The sequence below is a fragment of the Lacibacter sp. H375 genome (assembly GCF_037892425.1).
Classification (GTDB): Bacteria; Bacteroidota; Bacteroidia; order Chitinophagales; family Chitinophagaceae; genus Lacibacter.
In genome coordinates this window covers 794,881-818,404 of record NZ_JBBKTT010000001.1, presented here as the reverse complement: position 1 = coordinate 818,404, position 23,524 = coordinate 794,881, and the positions used below count along the sequence as shown (strand labels likewise).

Annotated in this window: 16 protein-coding genes; 7 read left to right on the top strand and 9 right to left on the bottom strand. The window is 40.5% G+C overall.

The window, feature by feature from the left end:
• Positions 1–2: 2 nt before the first annotated feature.
• The 5 genes from WG954_RS03535 to WG954_RS03515 form a co-directional block, all read right to left on the bottom strand.
• A complete protein-coding gene (locus WG954_RS03535; protein WP_340433728.1) occupies positions 3–1,022 on the bottom strand; it encodes an SMP-30/gluconolactonase/LRE family protein in 1,020 nt (339 codons plus the stop codon).
• Positions 1,023–1,074: 52 nt separating this feature from the next.
• On the bottom strand, positions 1,075–2,793 hold the full coding sequence (locus WG954_RS03530) for an IlvD/Edd family dehydratase (RefSeq protein WP_340433726.1): 1,719 nt from the start codon (positions 2,791–2,793) through the stop codon (positions 1,075–1,077).
• 39 nt (positions 2,794–2,832) lie between these two features.
• Positions 2,833–4,425: an aldehyde dehydrogenase (NADP(+)) gene (locus tag WG954_RS03525; protein ID WP_340433725.1), complete on the bottom strand. Its 1,593-nt coding sequence runs from the start codon at positions 4,423–4,425 to the stop codon at positions 2,833–2,835.
• A gap of 221 nt (positions 4,426–4,646) precedes the next feature.
• Positions 4,647–6,245: a SusD/RagB family nutrient-binding outer membrane lipoprotein gene (locus WG954_RS03520; protein WP_340433724.1), complete on the bottom strand. Its 1,599-nt coding sequence runs from the start codon at positions 6,243–6,245 to the stop codon at positions 4,647–4,649.
• A gap of 4 nt (positions 6,246–6,249) precedes the next feature.
• Positions 6,250–9,471, bottom strand: coding sequence for a SusC/RagA family TonB-linked outer membrane protein (locus WG954_RS03515; RefSeq protein ID WP_340433723.1), 3,222 nt, complete (start codon positions 9,469–9,471; stop codon positions 6,250–6,252).
• 227 nt (positions 9,472–9,698) lie between these two features.
• On the opposite strand from WG954_RS03515, the gene WG954_RS03510 reads away from it, so the two are divergent.
• The 7 genes from WG954_RS03510 (at position 9,699) to WG954_RS03480 (ending at position 17,599) form a co-directional block, all read left to right on the top strand.
• The gene (locus WG954_RS03510; protein ID WP_340433722.1) at positions 9,699–10,586 is read left to right on the top strand and encodes a helix-turn-helix domain-containing protein; all 888 of its coding nucleotides are present in this window, start codon (positions 9,699–9,701) and stop codon (positions 10,584–10,586) included.
• An 11-nt stretch (positions 10,587–10,597) separates the two neighbouring features.
• Positions 10,598–12,115, top strand: coding sequence for a gluconokinase (locus WG954_RS03505; protein WP_340433721.1), 1,518 nt, complete (start codon positions 10,598–10,600; stop codon positions 12,113–12,115).
• 92 nt (positions 12,116–12,207) lie between these two features.
• Positions 12,208–13,296, top strand: coding sequence for a bile acid:sodium symporter family protein (locus WG954_RS03500; protein ID WP_340433720.1), 1,089 nt, complete (start codon positions 12,208–12,210; stop codon positions 13,294–13,296).
• A 37-nt stretch (positions 13,297–13,333) separates the two neighbouring features.
• Positions 13,334–14,278 (top strand): RraA family protein, encoded by a 945-nt coding sequence (locus tag WG954_RS03495; protein WP_340433719.1) that lies wholly within the window; start codon positions 13,334–13,336, stop codon positions 14,276–14,278.
• 44 nt (positions 14,279–14,322) lie between these two features.
• Positions 14,323–15,603 (top strand): mandelate racemase/muconate lactonizing enzyme family protein, encoded by a 1,281-nt coding sequence (locus WG954_RS03490; protein WP_340433718.1) that lies wholly within the window; start codon positions 14,323–14,325, stop codon positions 15,601–15,603.
• 19 nt (positions 15,604–15,622) lie between these two features.
• Positions 15,623–16,426, top strand: coding sequence for a polysaccharide deacetylase family protein (locus WG954_RS03485; protein ID WP_340433717.1), 804 nt, complete (start codon positions 15,623–15,625; stop codon positions 16,424–16,426).
• Between the two features lie 45 nt (positions 16,427–16,471).
• Positions 16,472–17,599: a Gfo/Idh/MocA family protein gene (locus tag WG954_RS03480; protein ID WP_340433715.1), complete on the top strand. Its 1,128-nt coding sequence runs from the start codon at positions 16,472–16,474 to the stop codon at positions 17,597–17,599.
• A 63-nt stretch (positions 17,600–17,662) separates the two neighbouring features.
• On the opposite strand, the gene WG954_RS03475 is transcribed toward WG954_RS03480, so the two are convergent.
• From WG954_RS03475 to WG954_RS03460, 4 genes are all read right to left on the bottom strand, one after another.
• Positions 17,663–19,219 carry a glucuronyl esterase domain-containing protein gene (locus WG954_RS03475; protein ID WP_340433713.1) on the bottom strand — a complete coding sequence of 519 codons (1,557 nt, stop codon included), beginning with the start codon at positions 19,217–19,219 and terminating at the stop codon, positions 17,663–17,665.
• A gap of 8 nt (positions 19,220–19,227) precedes the next feature.
• Positions 19,228–21,168 carry a sialate O-acetylesterase gene (locus tag WG954_RS03470; RefSeq protein ID WP_340433711.1) on the bottom strand — a complete coding sequence of 647 codons (1,941 nt, stop codon included), beginning with the start codon at positions 21,166–21,168 and terminating at the stop codon, positions 19,228–19,230.
• 27 nt (positions 21,169–21,195) lie between these two features.
• Positions 21,196–22,692: a TolB family protein gene (locus WG954_RS03465; RefSeq protein WP_340433709.1), complete on the bottom strand. Its 1,497-nt coding sequence runs from the start codon at positions 22,690–22,692 to the stop codon at positions 21,196–21,198.
• Between the two features lie 78 nt (positions 22,693–22,770).
• Positions 22,771–23,523: a cupin domain-containing protein gene (locus WG954_RS03460; protein WP_340433707.1), complete on the bottom strand. Its 753-nt coding sequence runs from the start codon at positions 23,521–23,523 to the stop codon at positions 22,771–22,773.
• Position 23,524 lies beyond the last annotated feature (1 nt).

Sequence of the window (23,524 nt, the reverse complement as noted above, 5' to 3'; positions counted from 1 at the left end):
ATTTATTTTCTCATTTTAAAACGTAATACCTGCATATCGTTACTGATGTACAAAGTCTTTTCATCAGCACTCAGTGCACAATTCGATGTGGGGTTTTTGAGTTTTAGTTTGCCCAGTACTTTTCCTTCTTTGTTGAAGATCCAGATACCGCCGGGTCCTGTTGCAAATACATTTCCTTTGCTGTCAACTTTTAAACCATCAGGTGAGCCAGGTTGTCCTTTTGCAGAAGCAATATCATTGTAAAAAAGTCGGCCGTTCGTTAACGAATCACCAACCACATCATAAAGGAACCAGTTTGGATTTTTCCAATCGGAACTGGCGATGATGATTTGCTGTTCGCCAGGTAAAAATGCAATGCCATTGGGACGTGGAATACTATCGACCAATAAGATCACTTCACCATTTGTTTTGACTTTATACACGCCGTTGAATGATAATTGTTTTTTCGGATCATCATCACTTTGCGATTCCAAACCATAAGGTGGATCAGTAAAAAACAATTCACCTGTACTGTTATAGACAGCGTCATTAGGACTACTCAACCGTTTGCCTTGATATTTGTCTGCGAGTGTGATAAACTTAGCTACAGGTTGATTAATTGGCGCATCCATTCTTGCCATCTGCCTGTTACCATGCTGACATAAAACCAGGTTACCATTTGGATCTAATAATAAACCATTGCTACCCGTTTCACCACCACGTTTTATAGTATCAGTATAACCGGAAGGAGTGAGGTAAACTTCTTTTCCTTTCGCTTCTGTCCATTTATAAATAGTATTGGCAGGTACATCAGAGAATAACAACATGTTTTCTTTTTCGATCCACAAGGTTCCTTCGCTCCATTCAAAACCTTCGGCAATTATCTCTGCTGTTGCATCTGCATCAATAATTGAATTCAATGCAGTGTCAATCCGTTCAACTGATCCTGTAGTCTTATATTCACTCATAGTTTGCTTCTCCTCATTACTGCATGAAAGCAATACAATTACTGCAACAATGAATATTGATTTATATGGCTTCATATTTTTGTCTTAACTGTTTTCATCTTTCGCATCTGCGTCATCTATGTTTCCATCAGTGTGAATCTCTTGTTACTACACTACCCGAACTTCCCTTTAAAAAATCAAGATCAGCACCTTTATCTGCGCCCATCACATGTTTAATATACATACTTACATAACCTCGTGTAGCTGCAGGTTTTGGTGCAAGCCATGCTTCTTTTCGTTTCTCCAGCTCTTCATCACTCACATGCAACTGTAATAATCTTTTTTCTACATCCAGTTCTATCATGTCGCCATTCTGCACCAATGCCAATGCGCCACCAATTGCGCTTTCAGGCGACACATGCAATACGGCTGTACCATATGCTGTGCCACTCATACGTCCATCGCTGATGCGCACCATATCTTTTATACCTTTCTCTAATATTTTTTTTGGCAATGCCATATTACCAACTTCAGGCATACCGGGATAACCAACAGGGCCAACATATTTCAACACCATCACACAGGTTTCATCAATATCCAATTCAGGATCATCAATCCTTGCATTGTAATCTTCAATACTTTCGAACACAACTGCACGGCCAGTATGTTTCATTAGTGCGGGCGTAGCTGCTGATGGTTTAATAACGGCGCCGTTTGTTGCCAGGTTTCCTTTCACCACTACACAACCTGCTTCGGGTTTAATAGGCGATTCATACTTTGCAATTACATCTTCGTTATAACATTCGGTATTACCAGTAATGTTATCGTGATGATTTTTTCCTGTAACGGTGATGACATTTTGATGAAGCTCTTTTTTTAATTCATTTAAAATAACCGGTAATCCACCAGCATAATAAAAATCTTCCATCAAATATTCGCCTGAAGGCATCAGATTTAAGAGCAAAGGAATTTTGCTGCCAAGTGTGTCAAAATCTTCTAAGTTTAATTCAACACCAATTCTTCCTGCAATGGCAGTAAGATGTATAATAAAATTTGATGACCCTCCGACTGCAGCATTTACCTTGATCGAATTTTCAAATGCTTCACGTGTAAGTATTTTGTCGATGGTTAAATTTTCTTTCACCATTTCTACAATACGTCGTCCGCTTAATTGTGCCATTACTTTTTTTCTGCTGTCTGCAGCAGGTATGGCTGATGCACCACTCAATGTTAATCCTAACGATTCAACCATTACAGCCATTGTGCTTGCAGTGCCCATTGTCATACAATGACCAATGCTTCTGCTCATACAACTCTCTGCATATTCACAATCTTCCTGCGTCATCTTACCCGTCTTCATGTCTTCATCAAACTTCCACACATGCGTACCACTGCCGATGGTTTGTCCTTTGTACCGTCCATTCAACATTGGTCCACCCGGTACAACAATCGTTGGCAATCCAACACTCGCTGCACCCATCACTGTTGATGGAGTTGTTTTATCACAACCTGTCAACAACACCACACCATCAATAGGGTTACCACGAATACTTTCTTCAGCATCCATACTCGCCAGGTTGCGAAACAACATGGCTGTTGGTTTCAACAATGTTTCACCCAAACTCATGATCGGAAATTCCAATGGGAAACCACCTGCTTCCAACACACCACGTTTCACTGCTTCTGCATGATCACGGAAGTGAGCGTTACAAGGCGTGAGTTCACTAAATGTATTGCAAATACCAATCACCGGTCTGCCATCAAACATGTCGGTGGGCATTCCCTGGTTTTTCATCCAGCTACGGTAAATAATTCCGTCTTTATTTTTCTTACCAAACCAATCGTGGCTTCTTAAATGTGTACTCATCTTCCTTGATTTATAAATTTCATGGTTTGCCTTGAGGGGCTAATTTAAATCTTTATTTGTCCTTTCTCCATTAATCAACCTCCAAATCATCAATGTGTTTTTATTTTTTAATTCAAACGGCAGTAATGAGTCGGGCATATTCTGATAGCAGACCGGCCTTGTGAAACGATAGATGGCTGCTGTACCAACTGATGTAGACTTGCTATCGGTAGTTGATGGAAATGGTCCACCATGTACCATCGCACTGCATACTTCTACTCCGGTAGGAAATCCGTTTATTACAAGTCGTCCTACTTTTTGTTCAAGAATATGTATGAGTTCTTTATAATCATTTAATTCATCTTCTGTTCCGTGAATAGTAGCCGTTAAATGACCTGAAAGCTTTGAAGCTATCTCGAGCATTTCTTTTTTTCCGGCAGTAGTAACAGTAATGCTTGCAGGTCCAAAAATTTCTTCGCTTAAAGACGGGCTATTGTTAAATGTGTCACTGTTAGTTGAAAAAAGTATTGGTGTGGCTATATTATTTCCATCACTAGTTGTTGCATTACTGCCTGTTGCTAATTGCTGCACACCATTCATTTGCAAATGGTGCTCCACAGCTTGTTTGTATGATTTGAAAATTAATGGTGCCAGCATTACACCTCCATTTGTTTTTTCAAACTCCATCTTCAATGTACTTTTGAAAACATCCTCTTCATTTGCATCATAAAATAAAATACCGGGGTTTGTACAAAACTGCCCAACACCCATTGTAACTGATCCCGAATAGCCAGCAGCAATTGCTGCTCCTTTTTCTTTCATAGCTTTTGGTAAAATAAAAACAGGATTACTGCTTCCCATCTCTGCATAAACAGGTATCGGTTCAGGCCGGCTTACAGCAGCATCATACAATGCTTTACCTGCTTTATAAGATCCGGTAAAGCCAACTGCTTTTACTTGCGGATGTTTTACTAACTGTATACCGGTAGTAGTGCCATCACCATAAAGCAAAGAAAAAACACCGTCAGGCATATTGGTTTTACGTGCCGCCATTTGTATGGCTTTGCCAACAATTGCAGATGTAGCAGGGTGGGCACTATGTGCCTTTACAATAACAGGACATCCTGCTGCAAGTGCAGATGCAGTATCGCCACCTGCAACTGAAAATGCCAATGGGAAATTACTTGCGCCAAAAACAACGACCGGGCCCAAGCCGATGTGCATATAACGTAAATCGGATTTGGGTAAAGGAACACGATCAGGTATTGCTGTTTCTATTCGTGCATCTACCCATGAACCTTCTCTCAACAATGCCGCAAACATCTTTAGTTGATTAACTGTTCTTCCTCTTTCACCTTCAATTCGTGCTTGCGGTAAGCCGGTTTCACTGCTGCAAACACTAATCAACGTATCGCCTGTATTCATGATTTCTGCTGCAATTGCATCTAAAAAAACAGCTTTCTCTTCTCCGCTCTTCTTATAGTATTGCTGAAAAGCTATTGCTGCTTTTTCAACAGCCGTATCAACTTCGGCAGAAGTAGCTTTTGAAAAAGCATACTCATTATTCAATGCTGTTGCGGGATTGTATGAAAAAAAAGTTTCACTCCCTTCGTCCGAAAAATGATAGCCAATGATCTGTTTCTCTTTTACCATATTTTAAATTTCACTCATTATAATTATGCAGTATGGAAAAGACCCTTTGTAGATACAAAAGGTCTATTTCTAACGATACATTTCTATGCAAACTTGAAATTGATTAAACTATTTACATTAAATAATTTCAGTCTTAAAATTATCCACTCCTTTTGATTGCATTTAAAAAGTTTCTGTTATTGACTTAATCAGTAAAGAAAACTTCACGATTTTTTTTGATGTTACAATTTGTCCCAAAATACCCTTGATGTTAATTTATCTCCACCAATAGCTGCAGATGCAGCGTTATAGTTTGCTGTATTTGAAGAGGCTTCTAGATCAGGATAAGAAAGTCTTCTTGCAAAACCAACACTTCCAAGAGCTCCTGCAACCGGGTTGGGTGTTAAAGCAGGAAATCCGCTTCTTCTGAAATTGGCAAATGCTTCTGTTCCGTTTCTGATATTCACGATCCAGTATTGGGTGTTGATCAGCTTGAGCGCATCGGCCGGCGTATAGGCCACTCCCGGATCATTCAGATAGGCAGTAACATCTGCACCGGAGATAGGCGTAGTGCCGGTGTAAAGAGAATATGATGCCATGTCGGCTGTAATTGCATTGTCGTAATAGATCTTGGCCTGAACATCACCACCCGGAATCCAACCTCTCTTAGCTGCTTCTGCCAGCAATAATGATGTTTGCGCATAAGTTACCCAGAACTCAGGAACACCCGGAGCAGCAACGATATTTACATTAAACTGTGAATAATTTAGTCCCGATCCTCTGGCACCTCTATACGGACTTCCTGCAGCTAATATCTGATCACTGGTAACTCCAATTGGTACGCCATATTGATTTGCTAAAACCATATCGGGCGTAAGATTGTTTGCAATAGCACCGGGATCCGGATATTGTGCGATCAGGAACTTGCCTCTTGGATCGTTGGTTACTTTCAATTGATTTACAAACGGCTCAGCCGCATAGTTGAATTGAGAGAAGTTTCGCAATGCCGCATTATCGGGTTGTGAAAAAGCAGTTCCATCATTTTTTACAAATGCATTATCTGCGTTTGATGTCATCACTCCACCGGCGAATGCTTCGGCAACAATTGCCTGAGCTTTTGCAGGATCAAGTTTACTGTAACGCATTCCCAAACGTAACAATAATGAATTGCCTAATTTTTTCCATTTCGTCGCCTGGTCTGTGGCGTTCGCCGTTCTGGTTGATGGCTGTGCATTTGCGCCATAGAAAAGATCAGCAGAAATAAATTCACCACTGGTACTTAATGCAGCAATTGATTCTTTCAGTTCTTTGTACAGGTCATCATAAATGGCTGCATCATCATCATATTTTGGAAAAAACAACAGATCAGGAGCAACCCCTTTGCCGGCTTCTGAGTAAGGCACATCTCCATAGTTATCAACCAAGCCCATGAATACTTGTGCTTTCCAGATGCGGATCATACTTTTTAAATTAACACGGGTTGTGTTTGCTCCAAGGAGAGTTAATGCCTGCGTAAGATTTTTGATCGGTGCTGCGTTACCATTGCTACCCCCAGAGTAGGATTGATCCCATTTTGGGTTACTGTTTCCGTCAATATCAACATTAAAACTGAAACCCTGATTTGCACCGGTGTTGTAAGGAACCACAAAATGCTGCACAATGATGTGCTCTGCATTCCATGTGCCGATATGGGTTCGTTGAGCACCTGAAAGCAAGAGTGCAGGATCAATGGACAATACTGCATACGGGTTCGTGTTTATTTTTTCAAAATCCTTATCGCAGGCGGTAAGAAAACAGCCGCTGCAAATAACAAGGATCAGTTGTTTAAATATTTTCAGCATGTCGTTAGAATTTAACATTTAAAGTAAGATTGTAATTACGTGTTGTTGGTAATGATGAATTCTCATAACCAGCCCTAATATCACCAGATGACTGGATCGCTTCAGGATCAAGACCAGGCAGATCTTTGTAAAGAATTGCAACGTTGCGGCAGGAAGCAGAAAGTGATAATCCTTTTACGAATTTCAACACAGCTACCTTGCCAATAAGACTGGTTAAATTATATGCCAAAGAAATGTTTCTGAGTTTTACAAAATCTGATTTGAAGGTGAAAGGATCACCAATCTGGTCGTTTCTGTAACCTGTCCAGTAATTCTGCAAACCATTTCCTGCAACAGTAATTGAAACGGTGTTGGGCTGACCAGTGTTTACATTTACACCGGGGAATACATAACCACCTTCACGACCAATTAAAGACAATTTGCTATGGCCTTGACGTGTCATGTTCAGCAGCGTTGATGTTAACACTGTTCCGCCGAATTTATAATCGATATTAATGCCCAGGCTCAGGTTTTTATAGGTGAACGAGTTATTCCATCCGCCAGTGAATTTTGGAATGGCACTGCCAACCGGGTTAAAACCTCCTGTGATACCTTTTGGATTTGTATTGGATGGGAGCGGCCGACCATTATCGCCTACGAGAATTTGGCCATTGGCATTTCTTCGGTATGTTCTTGTGTACAACTGGTTCATGCCTAACCCTTCGGTGTACCTGATCTCTCCCAGAAACTCATTACCGGTTCCGTTGAAATAAAGCAAGAGAATAGTACCACTTGGGTTACCAACGTTTAAAACTTTTGTATTGAGGTATGCATTGTTCCATGAAGTGGTCCAACTGAAATCTTTTTGCTGAATAGCTTTGTATTCAACCAACGTTTCAAGACCGCTGTTCTTTAATGAAGCTCTGTTTTGTTTTGACGTATTATAGCCCGATGAGCTGGAAAGATTTACATCAATGATCTGGTCAGTAGTTATTTTTTCAAATGCTGCAACATCCATTAATAACCTGTTTTGAAATAATCTTAATTCAAGACCAATTTCTTTTTCGGTTACAGTAAATGGCTGCAACAAAGGGTTGGGTGCACCGGCACCATTAATACTCCCCAACGTTTGTCCGTTAAACAGATTTGCACCAATTCCATACGTTAAAACCCCTTCATAAGGATTCACTAATGCCACACTACCTACCTGCGCCCATGAAGCTCTTAACTTACCAAACGAAAGCCAGTTAACATTCTTTAAGAGTTGTGAGAAAACAAAACTACCTGAAACAGATGAATAAAATTTACTGTTGTTCTCAGGAATCAGGATCGAAAACCAATCGTTCCTGACAGTACCGTTAAGGAATAACAATCCATTGTATCCTAATTCAACCCATCCATACATTGAGTTAACACGTTGCTGGCTGTAATTAAATCCATCGCCTGCGCCTTTTACCGTGCCATTCCTGTAAGAATAAACATTGGGAACGGTAAAGTTTGTAGATGTTTGAACCATATTTTTCCATTCTGATCGTAACGTGTTACCACCAAAAGCCGCATCAACCGAAAATTTTCCAAACTGGTTGCTCGTACCAACAAGAAAGTCGGCATTAATATCGGTTGTAGTAGTTTGGTTTAAATTATAACCGCCTCTATAAGTAACAGTAGGGGTGGTGGTGGCAATTACAGTATTGGCGCCTGTACCGTTGAGTGTATACCATTCAGCAAAATTATCGCCACGATCGTAGTTGAACCGACCCTGCGCATAGAGCCAGTCGGTAATATCATAACGTAATGTAGCTGTTCCAAGAAAACGGTTTCTGTCTTCCTTGTATTTCTGACCGTTTTGCAAAGCAAAATAAGGGTTATTCACTGTGCCCTGGAAGCCGTTGGTTCTCCATTCTGCACCAGTAGCAGGATCTTTTGCACTGGTACGGTAAGCTTCTATCGGAACAGAGATCGGCATACGTGTAAAGAAGTTTACAGCCCCATCGCCCTGTGTACCAATCTGTGGCGGATTAATATAATCTTCATCTGCATAGTTTACATTCAACTGTAGTTTGAGTTTTTTGGCAATTGTTTGATTGACACCTATATTGAAAATTCTTCTTTTGTATTCATTGCTTGGCACAATACCTTTTGCACTCGTGGTTGAAATGGAAGTTCTGAAACTCCCGTTGGTACCGCCACCAGATAAGCCAAGCGTATTGGTTAGGTTTGTTCCTGTTTGCAGGAAGTCGAAAAGTTGGTGCGGATTAGCAGAGTATGGACGCATTTGTCCATCAAAATTGATGGTTGGCTGTCCATCTAATTTGGCGCCCCATCCCCATTGACCATTACCTTGTATTTGTGCAGCAGTTGTAAACTTGTTTCCTCCTTGTCCCTGGCCATATTCAGTTTGTACAATTTCGTCCATGAAGTTTAAGGCCTGCGATGATGTATAACTGGACGTAAAATCAACACCTATACCCTGATTTTTTGAACCAGACTTTGTTGTGATGATGATCGCACCGGCTGCGGCTCTTGAACCATACAGTGCGGCGGCAGCTGCTCCTTTCAACACCGTCATACTTTCAATATCATCAGGATTAATATTTGCCAGGTTATCGCCACGGTCACGTTGCTGACCGGCACCCTCGGCATTTCGTACACCCTGATCCATAGGCAAACCATTAATAACTAACAGGGGTGCATTGTTTGCTCCGGCAAAACCAACTTGTCCACGCAGGCGAATCTGATTACTGGCACCGGCACCTGCAGCGGGAGGTGTAATATTTAACCCGGCAACCTTTCCTACAAGCGATTCACCGAGGTTGGTAGTTCGCTGTCTTACGAGTTCATCCGCATTAACAGATGTTGTGGAATAACCCAGCTTTTTTGCTGCACGTTTCTCACCCAACGCTATCACTACCACTTCATCCATGTTTGTTTCAGAGCGGGTGAGCGTTACAGAAACAGTTGTTCTGCCGCTGACGGGAACTTCTAAATTTACAAATCCAATAAAGCTAAACAGCAATACGTCTGTTCCGGAAGCAGTAATGCTGAAATTACCGGAAGCATTGGTGACCGTTGCTCTGTTTGTACCTTTTACTGCTACGGTTGCTCCGTTAACAGGATTTTTTTCCTCATCCACCACCGTACCGGTGACGGTTTGCGCCTGTGCAGCTGTAAGAATTGTTAAGAGGATGAATGAAAACAGAAGCCGGATCAAACCCGTATTTGTTGCGGGTTGAAATTTTACCTTCATAATGCAATCGTTTTGGTTGAGTGATAAATGGCAGGGGTAACTGATCTCACAGTTACCCGGGTTATAATCTTACGCTAAAGTATTTATGCTGTGAGGCAAAAACTTCCAATAAAAAACTTCGTTGCATTTTGCAAATGCAGATGAGATAAAATGATTTTCTTTATACAGTCTGTTATTATCATAACGATGGAGGAATGATCATTTCCTAAAGCTTGTTCAGATCTTATATGAATCAATTTGTGCTTAGCCATAATGCTGCATCGGAGTTGCGATTATTCCCGCATATTATTGAAATAGGCGTAATCAAAAATCCGGCGATACGTCTCAATGGTTTTCCATGTGAAATTGATCGTTGCTTAAAGTTGTACTATATACAGGAAGGGAAATTTGAATGGTGCATCAATGATCGTTCTTACACACTTTTTCCGGGAGATGTTGCATTGGTGTTGCCCGGCACTTCATTCGGCAACGAAAGCAACGTACTTGAGATCGGTTGTTTTTCCTGGATACATCTACAGGTTAACAAAAATGAAAAAGGTGAACTGGAAAATCCTGCGTGGAGCAGTTTATCGGATGCAGAAAGCCGTGCAATAAATAAAATACTGCAATCAGACCATACGCCCATACTTCAAAAATTTACAGATGTAGGTGTTATTCTGAAAGGAATACAAACTGAGTTGTTTAAACAGGAAATAGGTTTCCTTGCCAGGGTAAATCATTTGATCGATGAAATTTTTATACAGGTAAGCAGGCAGTTTACAAGAATGTCGAACCCCGGACGTGACTTTCCTAAAACATTTATGAAGCTGGAACAGGAATTACGTCAAAATCTTTCACACCAATGGACTGTTGAAGAAATGGCAGCACTGGTAGGATTAGGTACAACGCTTTTCAACGAGAAGGTAAAAAGTTATTCCGGTTTTTCACCATTGAACTATTTGATCAATATCCGTATTTCAGAAGCAATCAAATTATTGAAAACACCGGGTATAAGCTTAACTGATATTGCACTTGATACCGGCTTTTATTCATCGCAACATTTTTCTACAACATTTAAGAAACTCACCGGCTATACACCCAGTGAATTCAGAAAAAATCATATTGGAACAAATTAATTAATAATCAAATGGAATGTATCATCACTATAGAACTCGGCACCAATGCAGTAAGAGTTTACGCATTTGATCTTGATGGGAACATCATTGGCTCATTGAAGGGGTACTGTCCTACTTTTCATAGTGAGCCTGATTACAGTGAACAGGATGCCGATCAGATATTCATTACGATGCTTTATGTATTGAAGAACCTGTTGAATGATGTACTGCATCCAAGAAAGTATAAAGTAAGATGCATTTGTTTCAGTTCATCGATGCATAGTGTACTTGCCGTAGATAAAAGAGGTAATCCAATGGGCCATGCAATTACATGGGCCGATAACAGGGCAAACAAAGAAGCAGCTGAACTTAAGAATTCACCCCTTGGTAAAAAAATCTACAGTGCTACCGGCACACCATTACATCCCATGTCGCCGCTTACAAAAATTGCGTGGATCAAAAACAATGAAAAGGAAAAGTTTAAACAGGTAAGTAAATTTTTATCTCTCAAGGCATATATTCTGCAGCAGCTAACAGGAGAATATGTTATTGATTACAGTATTGCTTCCGCTACAGGTTTGTTGAATATTCATAAAATTAAATGGGAAACAGAGTCACTCAAGTTTGCTGGCATTACTGCTGCGATGTTGCCAGAGTTAGTACCTGTAGATACAAAAGTGGGAAAATTAAATAAAGCTTACCAGGCATCGCTGGGTTTATCGGCAGATACAAAAATACTGGTTGGTTCAAGTGATGGCTGTATGGCCGTTCTTGGCGATGGTGTAAATGAAGAAGGTGTAGCAACAATTACAGTTGAAGACAGTGGAGCAGTGAGAGTAGTGAGTGATAAGGTCATGCAGGATGATAAACAACGATTCTTTAATTACCTGCTTACTGAGAATAAATACATATCAGGTGGACCCACGAATAATGGTGGCGTCATCTTTGAATGGTTCACCCGACAGTTTGGTGATTTTAAAAATCCATTTGACTTAGAACATACAATGCTTGAACTAATTCAGGATGCATCGAAAGTACCTGCAGGTTCCGACGGATTGATCTTTCTTCCTTATTTACTGGGCGAACGTGCACCAATATGGAACGCCAATGCAAGAGGTGTATTCTTCGGAATAAATATTAAACATGAGAAAGCACATTTTGTAAGAGCTGCTATTGAAGGTATTATTTATGAACTATACAGTATTGGAAAAACACTTGAAGAACACAGGAGCATCAACAGCCTGTCAATAAACGGAAGTTTCGGTACGTTGCCATTCTTTACACAAATGGTAGCAGACATTTATAACAAACCAGTTCGCTTAAGACAGAATTATCATAGCGTAAGTTATGGAGCGTACTTATTAAGCGCAACTGAAATGGGTATTTACAAATCTCTTGATGAAGCAGCGAAAACAGTGGTGCTTCCCGACCTTGCTACACCGGATAAACAGAACAATAAAATGTATTTGAAGTATTACAAAATATTTGAACGGTTAAGTACCAAGCTGGCGAGTGAGTTTGCAGATATTGCTGCGTTGCAACAGCAGTAGTAACATCAGCATAAGTTGATTTTTATTTGAAAAAAATCCATATCGAAAAGAAATTCCAAATTTCACAATCACTAATTAAGACCAAAATAAAAATGGAGCGTAAAGTAAAACCGGTTCTTTTTTCTGCACTTGCTGTATTATTTGCATCATTGGCTACGGTATTTTGGCTAACAGAAAATATAAACATGTCAGGATGGTTCCTGGTTTTATTTTTTTTAAGTCTTGCATTTGCTTTCAGAGGTATTGCATTGTTAAAGGGTCTCTCCTTCACTGCCATTATTTTAGCTTCAGTTGTGTTAGCTATGTGGCATCCTGAATATTTTACCACCTGGGGTAATTTTCAGTTAAGCAGTACAATTATTCCCTTCATTCAGCTGCTCATGTTTGGAATGGGTTCGTCTATGAGTGTAAACGATTTTGCTGCTGTTGTGAAATCGCCAAAAGGAGTAATGATAGGTGTTGCAAGTCAGTTTATTATTATGCCGTCGCTTGGTTTTATACTGGCTTCAGCAACAAATTTCCCTTCCGAAATAGCAGCAGGGATTATCTTGATCGGTTGTTCACCAAGCGGCCTGGCTTCAAACGTAATGGCCTACTTGTCAAAAGCAAATCTTGCATTATCAATTACCATTACATCCATCACTACGTTGATAGCCCCGTTTGTTACACCGTTATTGATGAAGTTATTTGCCGGTGCTTTAATTGAAATAGATGTATTGAAAATGATGTGGGATATCTTTAAAATGATCATCATTCCTATTGGCGCAGGTTTGTTATTCAATAAATTATTAAAAGGAAAAATTAAGTGGCTTGATAGTGCTATGCCATTTGTTTCGATGTTTGCCATTACCTGCATTGTTACAATCATTGTTGCTTCCGGAAGAGATAACCTGCTCAAAATTGGATTACTGTTAACTGTTGTTGCATTGGCACATAATACGTTTGGATACCTGTTGGGCTATTGGAGCGGTCGCTTATTTAAAATGAGTGAAAGAGATTGCCGAACCATTGCCATTGAAGTAGGCATGCAGAATGCAGGGCTAGCATCGGGCATTGCAAAAGAGCTTGGAAAAATTTCAACCATTGGGTTAGCCGCTGCTGTGTTTGGTCCATTAATGAATATTACAGGTTCGGCATTGGCAAGCTGGTGGCATAACCGTCCACCTGTGGAAAAAAAATAAAACAATCAAAAAAGATCATTCAATAAAAACAATCGCCATGATAAAAATTAAAAACGGATTGCTACTGTTGTTGTTTCTTGTATTGCTTCAACAACTGCGAGGACAGGAAGTACAGATCAGCAAAGAGCATCTGATCTCATTAACACCACTTTGGACAGGTGAACGGTTCCCCGACGGACGACCAAAAGTTCCCGATCAGATTTTAAAACGAATGAAAAATGTAAGTGTTGAAGAAGCATGGGCAGTGATGAAAAATGCAGGCTATGCATATCAGATTGCTGAAGGCTGGCAAATGATTCATCCCGACAGTGTATTAGTTGGTCGTGCTGTAACCGCAACGTTTATGCCTGGCCGACCTGATGTTTGGAAAGCTATCGATTCAGTTGGGAAAAAAGCGGGGAAGCGTGGACAAAATACATGGGCTGTTGATATACTTGTAAAAGGCGATGTATATGTGGCCGATCAGTTTGGTGCACAAAAGAACGGGCCAACTATTGGAGATAATGTTGGCAATGCCATCTATGCAAAAACAGGAAACGGAATTGTGTACGATGGAGCATTGCGTGATGTGGAAGGATTAAAAGATATTCCCGGCTTCACTTCTTATTATACCAGTTACGATCCATCATTTCATAATCCTCCCGGTGATCTAACAACAATGATCGTAGGCATTAATCATCCCACACGCATTCGAAGAGTTACAGTAATGCCTGGTGATGTTGTACTCGGTAAACTTGGAGTTGTTGTATTTGTTCCGCCGCATCTTGCAGAAAAGGTTGTTACTACATCAGAGATCGTCAGGCTAAGAGATATGTTTGGTCATCAACGTTTGCGTGAAGGAAAATATACTGCCGGACAAATTGATGCAAGATGGAGCGACGAAATTGAACGTGATTTTTCAAAGTGGCTCAACGATCATATTAGTGAATTACCCGTGCCGAAGGAATTGATACAACAATATTTAAAAGACAGAACATGGTAACGCAGATCATGTAAACATTATATTTCATCCAATCAACATTTTATATGAGCAACAATAACTCACGAAGATCTTTTTTATCAAAAGCTGCTCTTGCAACAGCTCTCATGCCAATCGCTTCAATGCAGGTTTTTGGAGAAGGATACAAAGAAGCAGTTGAACGCACACCTAAATCATCTGCACCATCTGATCTGAAAATTACAGACATTAAGTGTGGTTACATACGTGGAAGCCTGTTTGTAAAAATTTATACCAACCAGGATATTTATGGTGTGGGAGAAGGAGTAGATGCAGTTCCCGGTACATATCATTTGGTGAAAAACTTCGGGGCCAGGTTAAAAGGCAAAAGTCCGTTGAATGTACATCGGTTGTTTGAAGATATCCGCAAAGGTGGTTTTTTCCAGGGAGCTCAGGGAGGAATGTATATTGCTGTGTTATCAGCCATTGAAACAGCATTATGGGATCTTGCGGGAAAATCATTGAACATTCCGGTGTATCAATTATTGGGTGGAAAATTTCGTGATAAAATAAGAGTGTATTGCGATACGGCTTTGTATCAACGCAATTTACCAACACCGAAAGATTTTGCAGAAGCAGCATTGACGTCAAAGAAGATGGGTTTCAATGCAATTAAATTTGATCTTGATCAGGCAAACGATCCCAATAAATATGATGCGTATAACTGGACTGCAAGTCCCATGGAGCTGCAACGTATGTACGATCAAATGGCAGCAGCAAGAGAAGCAGTTGGCCCAAACATTGATATATGTGTGGATATGCATGGCCGTTATGATGCAGTAACAGGACAAGCGGTAGCCAAACGTTTAGAGCCCCTGAATTTAATGTGGCTGGAAGAACCAATACCTGCAGAAAATGTAGAAGCATATAAACTAATTACAGAAAGCACAAGCACACCTATTTGCGCAGGGGAGAATCATTACCTGGCTTATGGTTTTAGGCGATTACTTGAAATAGGAGCCGTTGATATTGTGATGCCCGATCTGCAAAAAGCAGGTGGACTTGGTGAAGGCCAGCGTATTGCTAACCTTGCAAATTTATACTACACGCCGTTTGCTCCACATATGGTTGCGTCGTTCCTCGGCGCAATGGCATCGGCACATGTATGTGCTTCTGTTCCTAATTTTTTAATATTGGAATGGCAATCTTATTTTCATACAAACCCGATGTTCAAGGAAATTGTAACGTATGATGGAGAGTGGGTGAAAGATAGTTACATTACCTTGTCGGAGAAACCCGGGATAGGGGTTGATATCAATGAAACTGCTATGAAAAAATATGCAGTGCCGGGTGTTCCTTTTTTTGAATGATCATACTAATGGTTAATTAATGAACAAGATAATTTTTGCAGTCTGTTGCGTTTTCAGTTTGTTTGCTTGTGTATATGCACAAACCAATAATGTATGGAAGGGAAAGAAATGTGCAGTTGTTCTTACTTACGATGATGCTATTGATCAGCATTTAGATAATGCTGCACCGGTATTAGATTCGTTAGGATTAAAAGCAACATTTTATATAACTGCGTTTTCACAATCGGTTCAAACAAGATTGAAGGAGTGGAAAAAACTTCCTGCGAAAGGTCATGAACTTGGTAATCATACGTTGTTTCATCCCTGTATTGGTAATATGCCGGGCCGTGAATGGGTGAGCAAGGAAAACGATATGAACAACTATTCTGTTAAACGCATGGAAAACGAAATGCGCATGACAAATCTCTTTCTGCAATCACTGGATGGAAAAACAAAACGAACCTTTGCTTTCACATGTGGCGATATGAAAATCGCTGATTCATCTTTCATCAATGGCATGAAAAAAGATTTTGTTGCAGCAAGAGCTGTGCGTAATGAAATGCATAAGATGAACGAAATTGATCTCTACAACGTAGATTGCTACGTGGTGAATAATCACAGCTTTGACGAAATGAAAGCATGGGTCGACCAAGCTATACAAACTAGTTCGCTGCTGGTAATTTTGTTTCATGGGGTTGGTGGTGGCAACGGACTTGATGTATCCATAGAGAATCATCGGAAAATACTTCGCTATATCAAACAAAAAGAGAAGGACATTTATGTGGCACCAATGTTGGAAGTAGCAGACTATATCAATCAAAGACGAAAGGGGAACAAACAATGATCAATTAAATGATTGCAATAAAGCATCACTATAAAATCAATTCGTATGGGTCAGCAACATTCACGAAGGAAGTTTTTACAACAGATCGGATTGGCAGGCTTGAGTCTTCCATTACTCTCTGCCAATAATTCCTGTAATGAACAACAATCAAAACAACGTTTCATGCAACAGAAAAAGGAAGGAAAGCTTGGCATCGCCTTAGTGGGACTTGGCGGATATGCAGGCGGACAATTAGCACCTGCATTGCAGCAAACTGAACATTGTTATCTCGCAGGTATCGTTACAGGAACGCCGTCGAAAATTCCAGTATGGAAAGAGAAATATAATATTCCTGATAAGAATATTTACAACTACGAAAATTATGACTCTATAAAAGACAATCCTGATATCGACATTATCTACGTCGTTCTACCGAACAGTATGCATGCAGAATATACAGTCCGTGGTTTTGCAGCAGGTAAACATGTGATCTGCGAAAAACCCATGGCGCTTACTGTTGAGGATTGTGATAAAATGATTGCTGCGTCAAAAAAAGCCGGTAAGCAATTATCTATTGGCTATCGGTTACAATTTGAACCGCATAATTTAGAAATGATGCGGTTGGGTACAACAAAAGTTTATGGCGATATAAAGAAAATGACAGCAGGATTTGGTTTTATAATAGGTGATCCAAACCAGTGGCGATTGAAAAAAGATTTGGCCGGCGGAGGCCCTATGCAGGATCTCGGTATTTATTGTGTACAGGGTATTTGTTATACAACTGGTATGGTACCGATTGCAGTTACCGCACAGGAAGGACCTAAAACAATAGCAGATAAATTTAAAGAAGTAGAACAATCGCTGAAATGGCAATTTGAAATGCCTAACGGTTTAATTGCAGAAGGTGAAGCAAGCTACGGAGGTAACATGAATTTCCTGAGAGCAGAAGCGGAGAAAGGCACGTTTGAATTATCGCCGGCTTATAACTACGGAGGGTTGAGAGGAAAAACATCTGAAGGCCCAATGAGTTTTGCAAATATTAATCAGCAGGCAAAACAGATGGATGGTATTGCACTATCTATGATGAAAAATCAACCGTCTATTGTTCCCGGCGAGATGGGAAGAAGAGATGTGAAATTAATTACAGCAGTTTATGAGGCAATGGCAACCGGTAAGAAAATAAAAATTCACTAACATCGCATATTGAACAAAAAAATCCTGCAGCATTTGAAGACTGCAGGATTTTTTAATTAGTTGTTATTGGGTTTTCTTTTCATAGTTCAACCACTTGCTTGCCCATGGAATAAAGAATTTAAAGTTGGGCGCATCAGTGTGTCCTCCATCATGTTGACGCCATGCCAAATGTCCATTCAACATATCGGTAAGCATCGGTGGCATTTTTTCATTCATGTAATCATTACTTACACCAAGATCTTTTGCACCTAATAGTTTGAATGCTGTGCCTGCAGCAATGGTTGCCTGGTAACTTCCTTTTTGATCGAGCCAGTTAGCATCACCTTTTTCCGGAATGCCATAACTGATGAATGTTAGACGTGGTGCACATAATGCAATCAGTTCATGCGAATCAACAGGAAGATCACAACCTGTTTTTTTGCCAAAGGTTGATTCTTCGGCTCCGTATTTTAAATAGTTACCGGCCATCCAATGATAACCGCCACCTCCGGTTAAATTTTCCACTGACTCACCAAACACACGACGATGCAATGTTGCACCACCTTTTCCTGATGAACCAATTAATCCAACTGCAAAACGTTGATCAAATGCCATTGTTACCAATGCTGCTTTACCATATCTTGATACACCTTCAATGCCAACTTGCTTTGCATTCACTAATGGTTCTGTTTCCAAATAATCCAATGCACGACTTGCACCCCATCCCCATGCTCGCAATGCACCCCAATCTTCCGGCTTGCGTGGTTGACCCATATTGGTTAAGCCAATGATTCCTCTTGTTAATCCTGCACCGTTATCCGGTTGTATTGTTCCGGGATCGATAGTTAGATAACCCCAGCCCGCAGCCAATAATTTTTCCTGTGGTGTTAACTCTTCATCGGGTTTTGCAGGTGCAAAAAAGTTAGGAGCGGGGAGACGTGTAATGGGTTGATAAGCGGGATACTTTTCAAAAATTTCTTTCATTGCAGGATCAGACTTGATCATCATTTCTTTGTATGCTGCATTTATTTTCTCCAGATCATCAGGCGATGGTTGTGCAGGTGCTGGTAATACTGGTCTGCCAAACATGATCAATACAGGTACAGGTCCTTTTACATTTGTTGGAACAACCAACACCATTTTTATATCAACATTGATCAATGGGTAGGCACTGTTATCTGCATGCCCAACGATTTCTTTTGCAATAACAGGAATGCGATTCACTACTTCTCTGTCGAGTATCTTAACGGTCCAAGTTACTTTTGGAACATTGTTTGGAATACGTCCATACACTTCCCGTTCAAACTCTTCAATCAACTCAGGCCTGCGTTGCTTCCACCACATATCAGCAGTTGTCACTTTCTTTCCATTCTTTAATGTAAGTACATCGGGCAACTGCGGACAAGGATTCGCCAACGCCTCATCATAATTCGCATGATTCGGATCTTTCTCATTACCGCTTTTTCCAGGTCGTAATTTTTTAATACCCAATTGCTGCATCATGTTTGCCTGATCCTGTTGTACATTGAATACAGTGAGCTTTGGATATTTACTGCTGTCAATTGTAGTTACCTGTGCCGTTGCAATCGAGTTAACTCCGAACATTGTCACTAACAGGAATACAAGCTTATTCAAGTTCATATGATGATTTATTTTTCATTTGTAAAAGGCGACGCAGGTAATCCTTGTTTATTATAGAGGTTTGGTTGCACCGGGTTATCGGCCCAGGCATAGCGCACATACATTGGCTCTTTCACTTCATCACTCCACACAATTACTTTATCGCCATCAATTTTTGCTTTTGCCCATACAAATTTTTTATCAGCCCCTGCAATAGCGAACTCACTCAACTCTTCCCCATCATTTGTAATTAAACCGCTGCCGGTATGTTGAAATGAAACAACGATCTTATTGCCGTCAATTTTTGCCGATTGAAATAACGGACCTGAGTAAACGAGATTTTCATTATAAGCAAGTTTGCGTGCTGCCAATGCCAAACGAATACCCACATCTTTTTTATTATCCGGATGAATATCGTTCCACTCACCCAGATCAATGGCAACTGCCATTGCTGTATTTGGAACAGCGAGTGTTTGTAATTGCTGTTGACGAAGCGTGGCCCATCCACTTTCGGAAGGGAGATAATTATAATCCATAAAGCCCGGCAATTGCACATACAGAAAAGGTAATTCACCTTGGTTCCATTTGTTGCGCCAGTCACGAATTTGTGCAGATTGCAAAGCCCCGTATTCCTGTGGCCTGCCTGCATTGCTTTCGCCCTGGTACCAACAAAAGCCTTTGATGGTATAATTTATTTCAGGAGCAACCATTGCATTGTACAATGCCGCCGGTTGATTTTGTGCATTGATACCGCCACCACCAAAACCACCTCCGGCAAATGGCCGGTTTACAAGACCCACTTTGTACTGCCATGTTCCCTTGAGATCAACTGTATCTGTTCCGGAGAAAATACAATACGGTTTATCAGTTACAAAACCACCTTTACCTGCATTGTTAGTTACACGAATAACGAAAACATTTTTACCTGCTTTTAAAACAGTTGCAGGAACAGTGTATCTGCGTTGCGGATATTGATAGGTTGTGTTGCCCACACGCACACCATTGATGTATAATTCATCTGCATCAATGATCCGTCCAAGAAAAACTTTGGCAGCTTTACCAATCATAGATGCAGGGATGTCAATTTCTTTTCTATACCAAACAACACCGTTGAGATCTTTAATACCCTGGTCTTCCCAATAACCGGGTATGTTGATGTTGCGCCAACCTTTGGGAATATAGTTTAGGTCAAACCATTTTGTTGTTCCGTTTAAACCTGCATCAACGGGAGGAGCGATACGGGGCATATTTGTTGGACGACGATTTAAACTGTTGATATAAGCCGTGTCTTTATTTTTTGTGATGGTGGTTTGCAATGCTGCAAAATCTTTCAATCCTTCTTCGCTCGTCCATGCTTCTATCGGTGTGCCTCCAACACTTGCATTGATAATGCCGATGGGTACTTTGTATTTTTCGTGTAAATGTTTGGCAAAGAAATAAGCTACTGCAGAGAAGGGTCGAATGTCTTCACCCACGGCTGCTTTCCAGTAACCACTTGGTAAATTTTGTTGCGGGCCTTGCAAACTGGTGAGTGTTGGTACCCAGAACTGGCGGATCTGCGGATCATTTGCTTCCGCTATTTCTTTTGCATAGGTTACATCGTGAATATTGAGTTGATGCACCATATTTGATTGACCGCTGCAAAACCATACATCACCAAATAAAATTTCTTTGAGGCTGATCTTATTGCTGGCGTTTATATCAATGGTATAAGGTCCACCTGCTTTTGTTGCCGGTAGTTTTATTATCCATTTACCTTCAGCATTACCTTTTGTCTTGTATGTTTTGCCATTAAACATTACAGTTACTTTTTCATTCACTGCACTCCATCCCCAGATGTTTACCGGAACATCTCTTTGCAGGATCATACTGTCCCTTACGATCTGGGGAAGTTTTACCTGTGCAAAAAGAGAGTGTAAACTCATTGACAGGAGCAAAACAAAAGCAATATTTATTTTTTTGTAGTTCATGTATGGATGTATTAATTTCTCTTTGGGTTAGGGGTATTTTGTATTGCTGATAAAGGCAATCTTTTTACTATCCGGCGACCAGGATGGCACATTAATGGTTCCCTGCCCGCCAAACAGGTACGCAATATTTTTCGGTACTCCACCACTTGCGGGCATCAACCTTAAATAAACTTTTTCATAAAACGGATGCGTGGTGGGGTCGATATCTTTTGGAAAAGAAATATAAACGATCCATTTACCATCAGGTGAAAAATGAGGGAACCAGTCATTGTATTCATCAAAGGTTACTTGCTCCTGGTTGCTGCCATCCGGTTTCATCCGCCATATTTTCATAGTACCTGTTCTCACTGAATTAAAGTAAATCCATTTGCCATCCGGAGAATATTCAGATCCATCATCCAGCGTTGTTGTGTTGGTTAAAAGTGTTTCTTTTTTACTGGCAATATCAATGGCAACAATATCCCATTGATTATTGCGCAGCCCGGTAAATATTAATGTTTTCTTATCGGGGCTCCAGCCGTGCAGGTATGATGGAGCCAGGCTATCGGCGGTTATTTGCGTTGGGTTATCTGACCCTTCCGCTGGTAAAGTATAAATTGTTGACCTGTTTCCTAAATGATTGCTGATGCCAAGCATTTTACCATCCATTGACAGCACATGGTCGTTGTTGAGATCATTAATTGCTCCTGTATTTATTTTTGCAATGGCACCGGTTTTCAAATCATACTTATACAGCAAACCATCAGAACTGAGTAAAAGATTTTTATTATCCGGAGTCCAGTTGGGCGCCTGCAAAGAATTTGGAGCAGAGTGTAAAATTTTTCGATGACCTGTTGTAATATCCATTACTTCTAAATGGCTGCCGATATAATCTCTGTACGGCACCCAGTTTTTAGCCGGTGGTATTATAACCCGAACATTGCTGAACACAGCCTGTTCCATTACGGTTTCATTATGAGAACATAAATAAAGACCAACTAAGGCTTCTTCATTCAGCTCCATTTCTTTGCTTACGGTTTTATAATTTTCACCATAAGTTGCAGCGGAAAAAGTAAACGTATTTCCACTGCGTTCAAATTCTATTTCGGTTGGATGAATAGAGGAAATAATCAGCTGGCCGGTAGTATCGCCATCCGATTGCCTGTATTGTAACGAAGTGAGCAAGGGCAAACCTCCGTGAAAGGAGCCATCTATATAACGGGAGTCGGTTGTTAATTTATCCCTGGCCATTACGCCGAGTTTTCTATGGCCATCTACCCCCTTGCCGATAAAACGTACTGTTGCTTTGATAATAAAATCCCCTTTTATTTTTTTCCAAACAAACTGGAACTGGTCCGCTTTTGACCAGATGTTTTTTCCTGCCCCAGACATGAGGTAGGTCTGGTCTTCTTTATTGTAAACTGTATTTCCTTTTAATGTCGGGTTGCCTACATCAGCATGTTCATCAAACATGCCCAGGCTGGTTTGCGAACTTGTGGAATAGAAACACATGAGAGAACAGGACATTAATATTATTTTTTTCATTTTTATTTTTTTTGAACCATACAGGACATGCGGGAACAGCTTCTTCTAAGCTTTCCATATGCTGTATGGATCATATTGTTATTCAAACTGAATAGCAAAATAGGTACTTGATTTTGTGCCGGTATTTTTTATAGCGTGTGCCACATTACTGCCGAGATAATAGAAACCTGCAGTTGTTTTCACCACATCATTCCCCAACTGCATTTCTGTTTCCCCATTAATGATGAACACAATTTCTTCTGCACGATGCGTATGTGGTTCATGACTTTTCAATCCCTCTTTCAGAGTGGTTACGTGCATTTCAAAACGTTTCTGCATAGCAGTAGGTCTTTCAAAAAAATCACGACGACCTCCACCATTATTGTTTGGTTTAAAAGGGATGTTCTCCCATATTTTCACAAAAGAACTTCCGCCACGTTGGGCATCCACAGGTTTTTTGCTGCGGTATTTCATGGTGAAAAAATCTGCGGCCGTTGTTGCTGCATTTGATAAGCTGTATTTTTCGCCGGGCATTAACACAGCCACACTATTCGCTGTCAATAAAAAGCTGGAATCTCCAAAGTGAATGGTGACAGTACCCGATCGTACAATCAGTAGCTGCTCCTGATTTGCAGGGATGGTTTGTTTTATTTCTGTTTTGCCTGCAATACTGTTTGCAGAGAATTGCATCCATTCAAAGTCATGCACTTTTCCTTCAAGTAAAACAACAGATGAAATATTGCTTTTAGGTGTAGCAGGTTGTTGCCAGCTATATGCACCTGATTGAACAGAATCCTTCTGTGCAAATACAAAACAGGGAATGAAGCATAAGGTGGCAAGTAATCGTTTCATG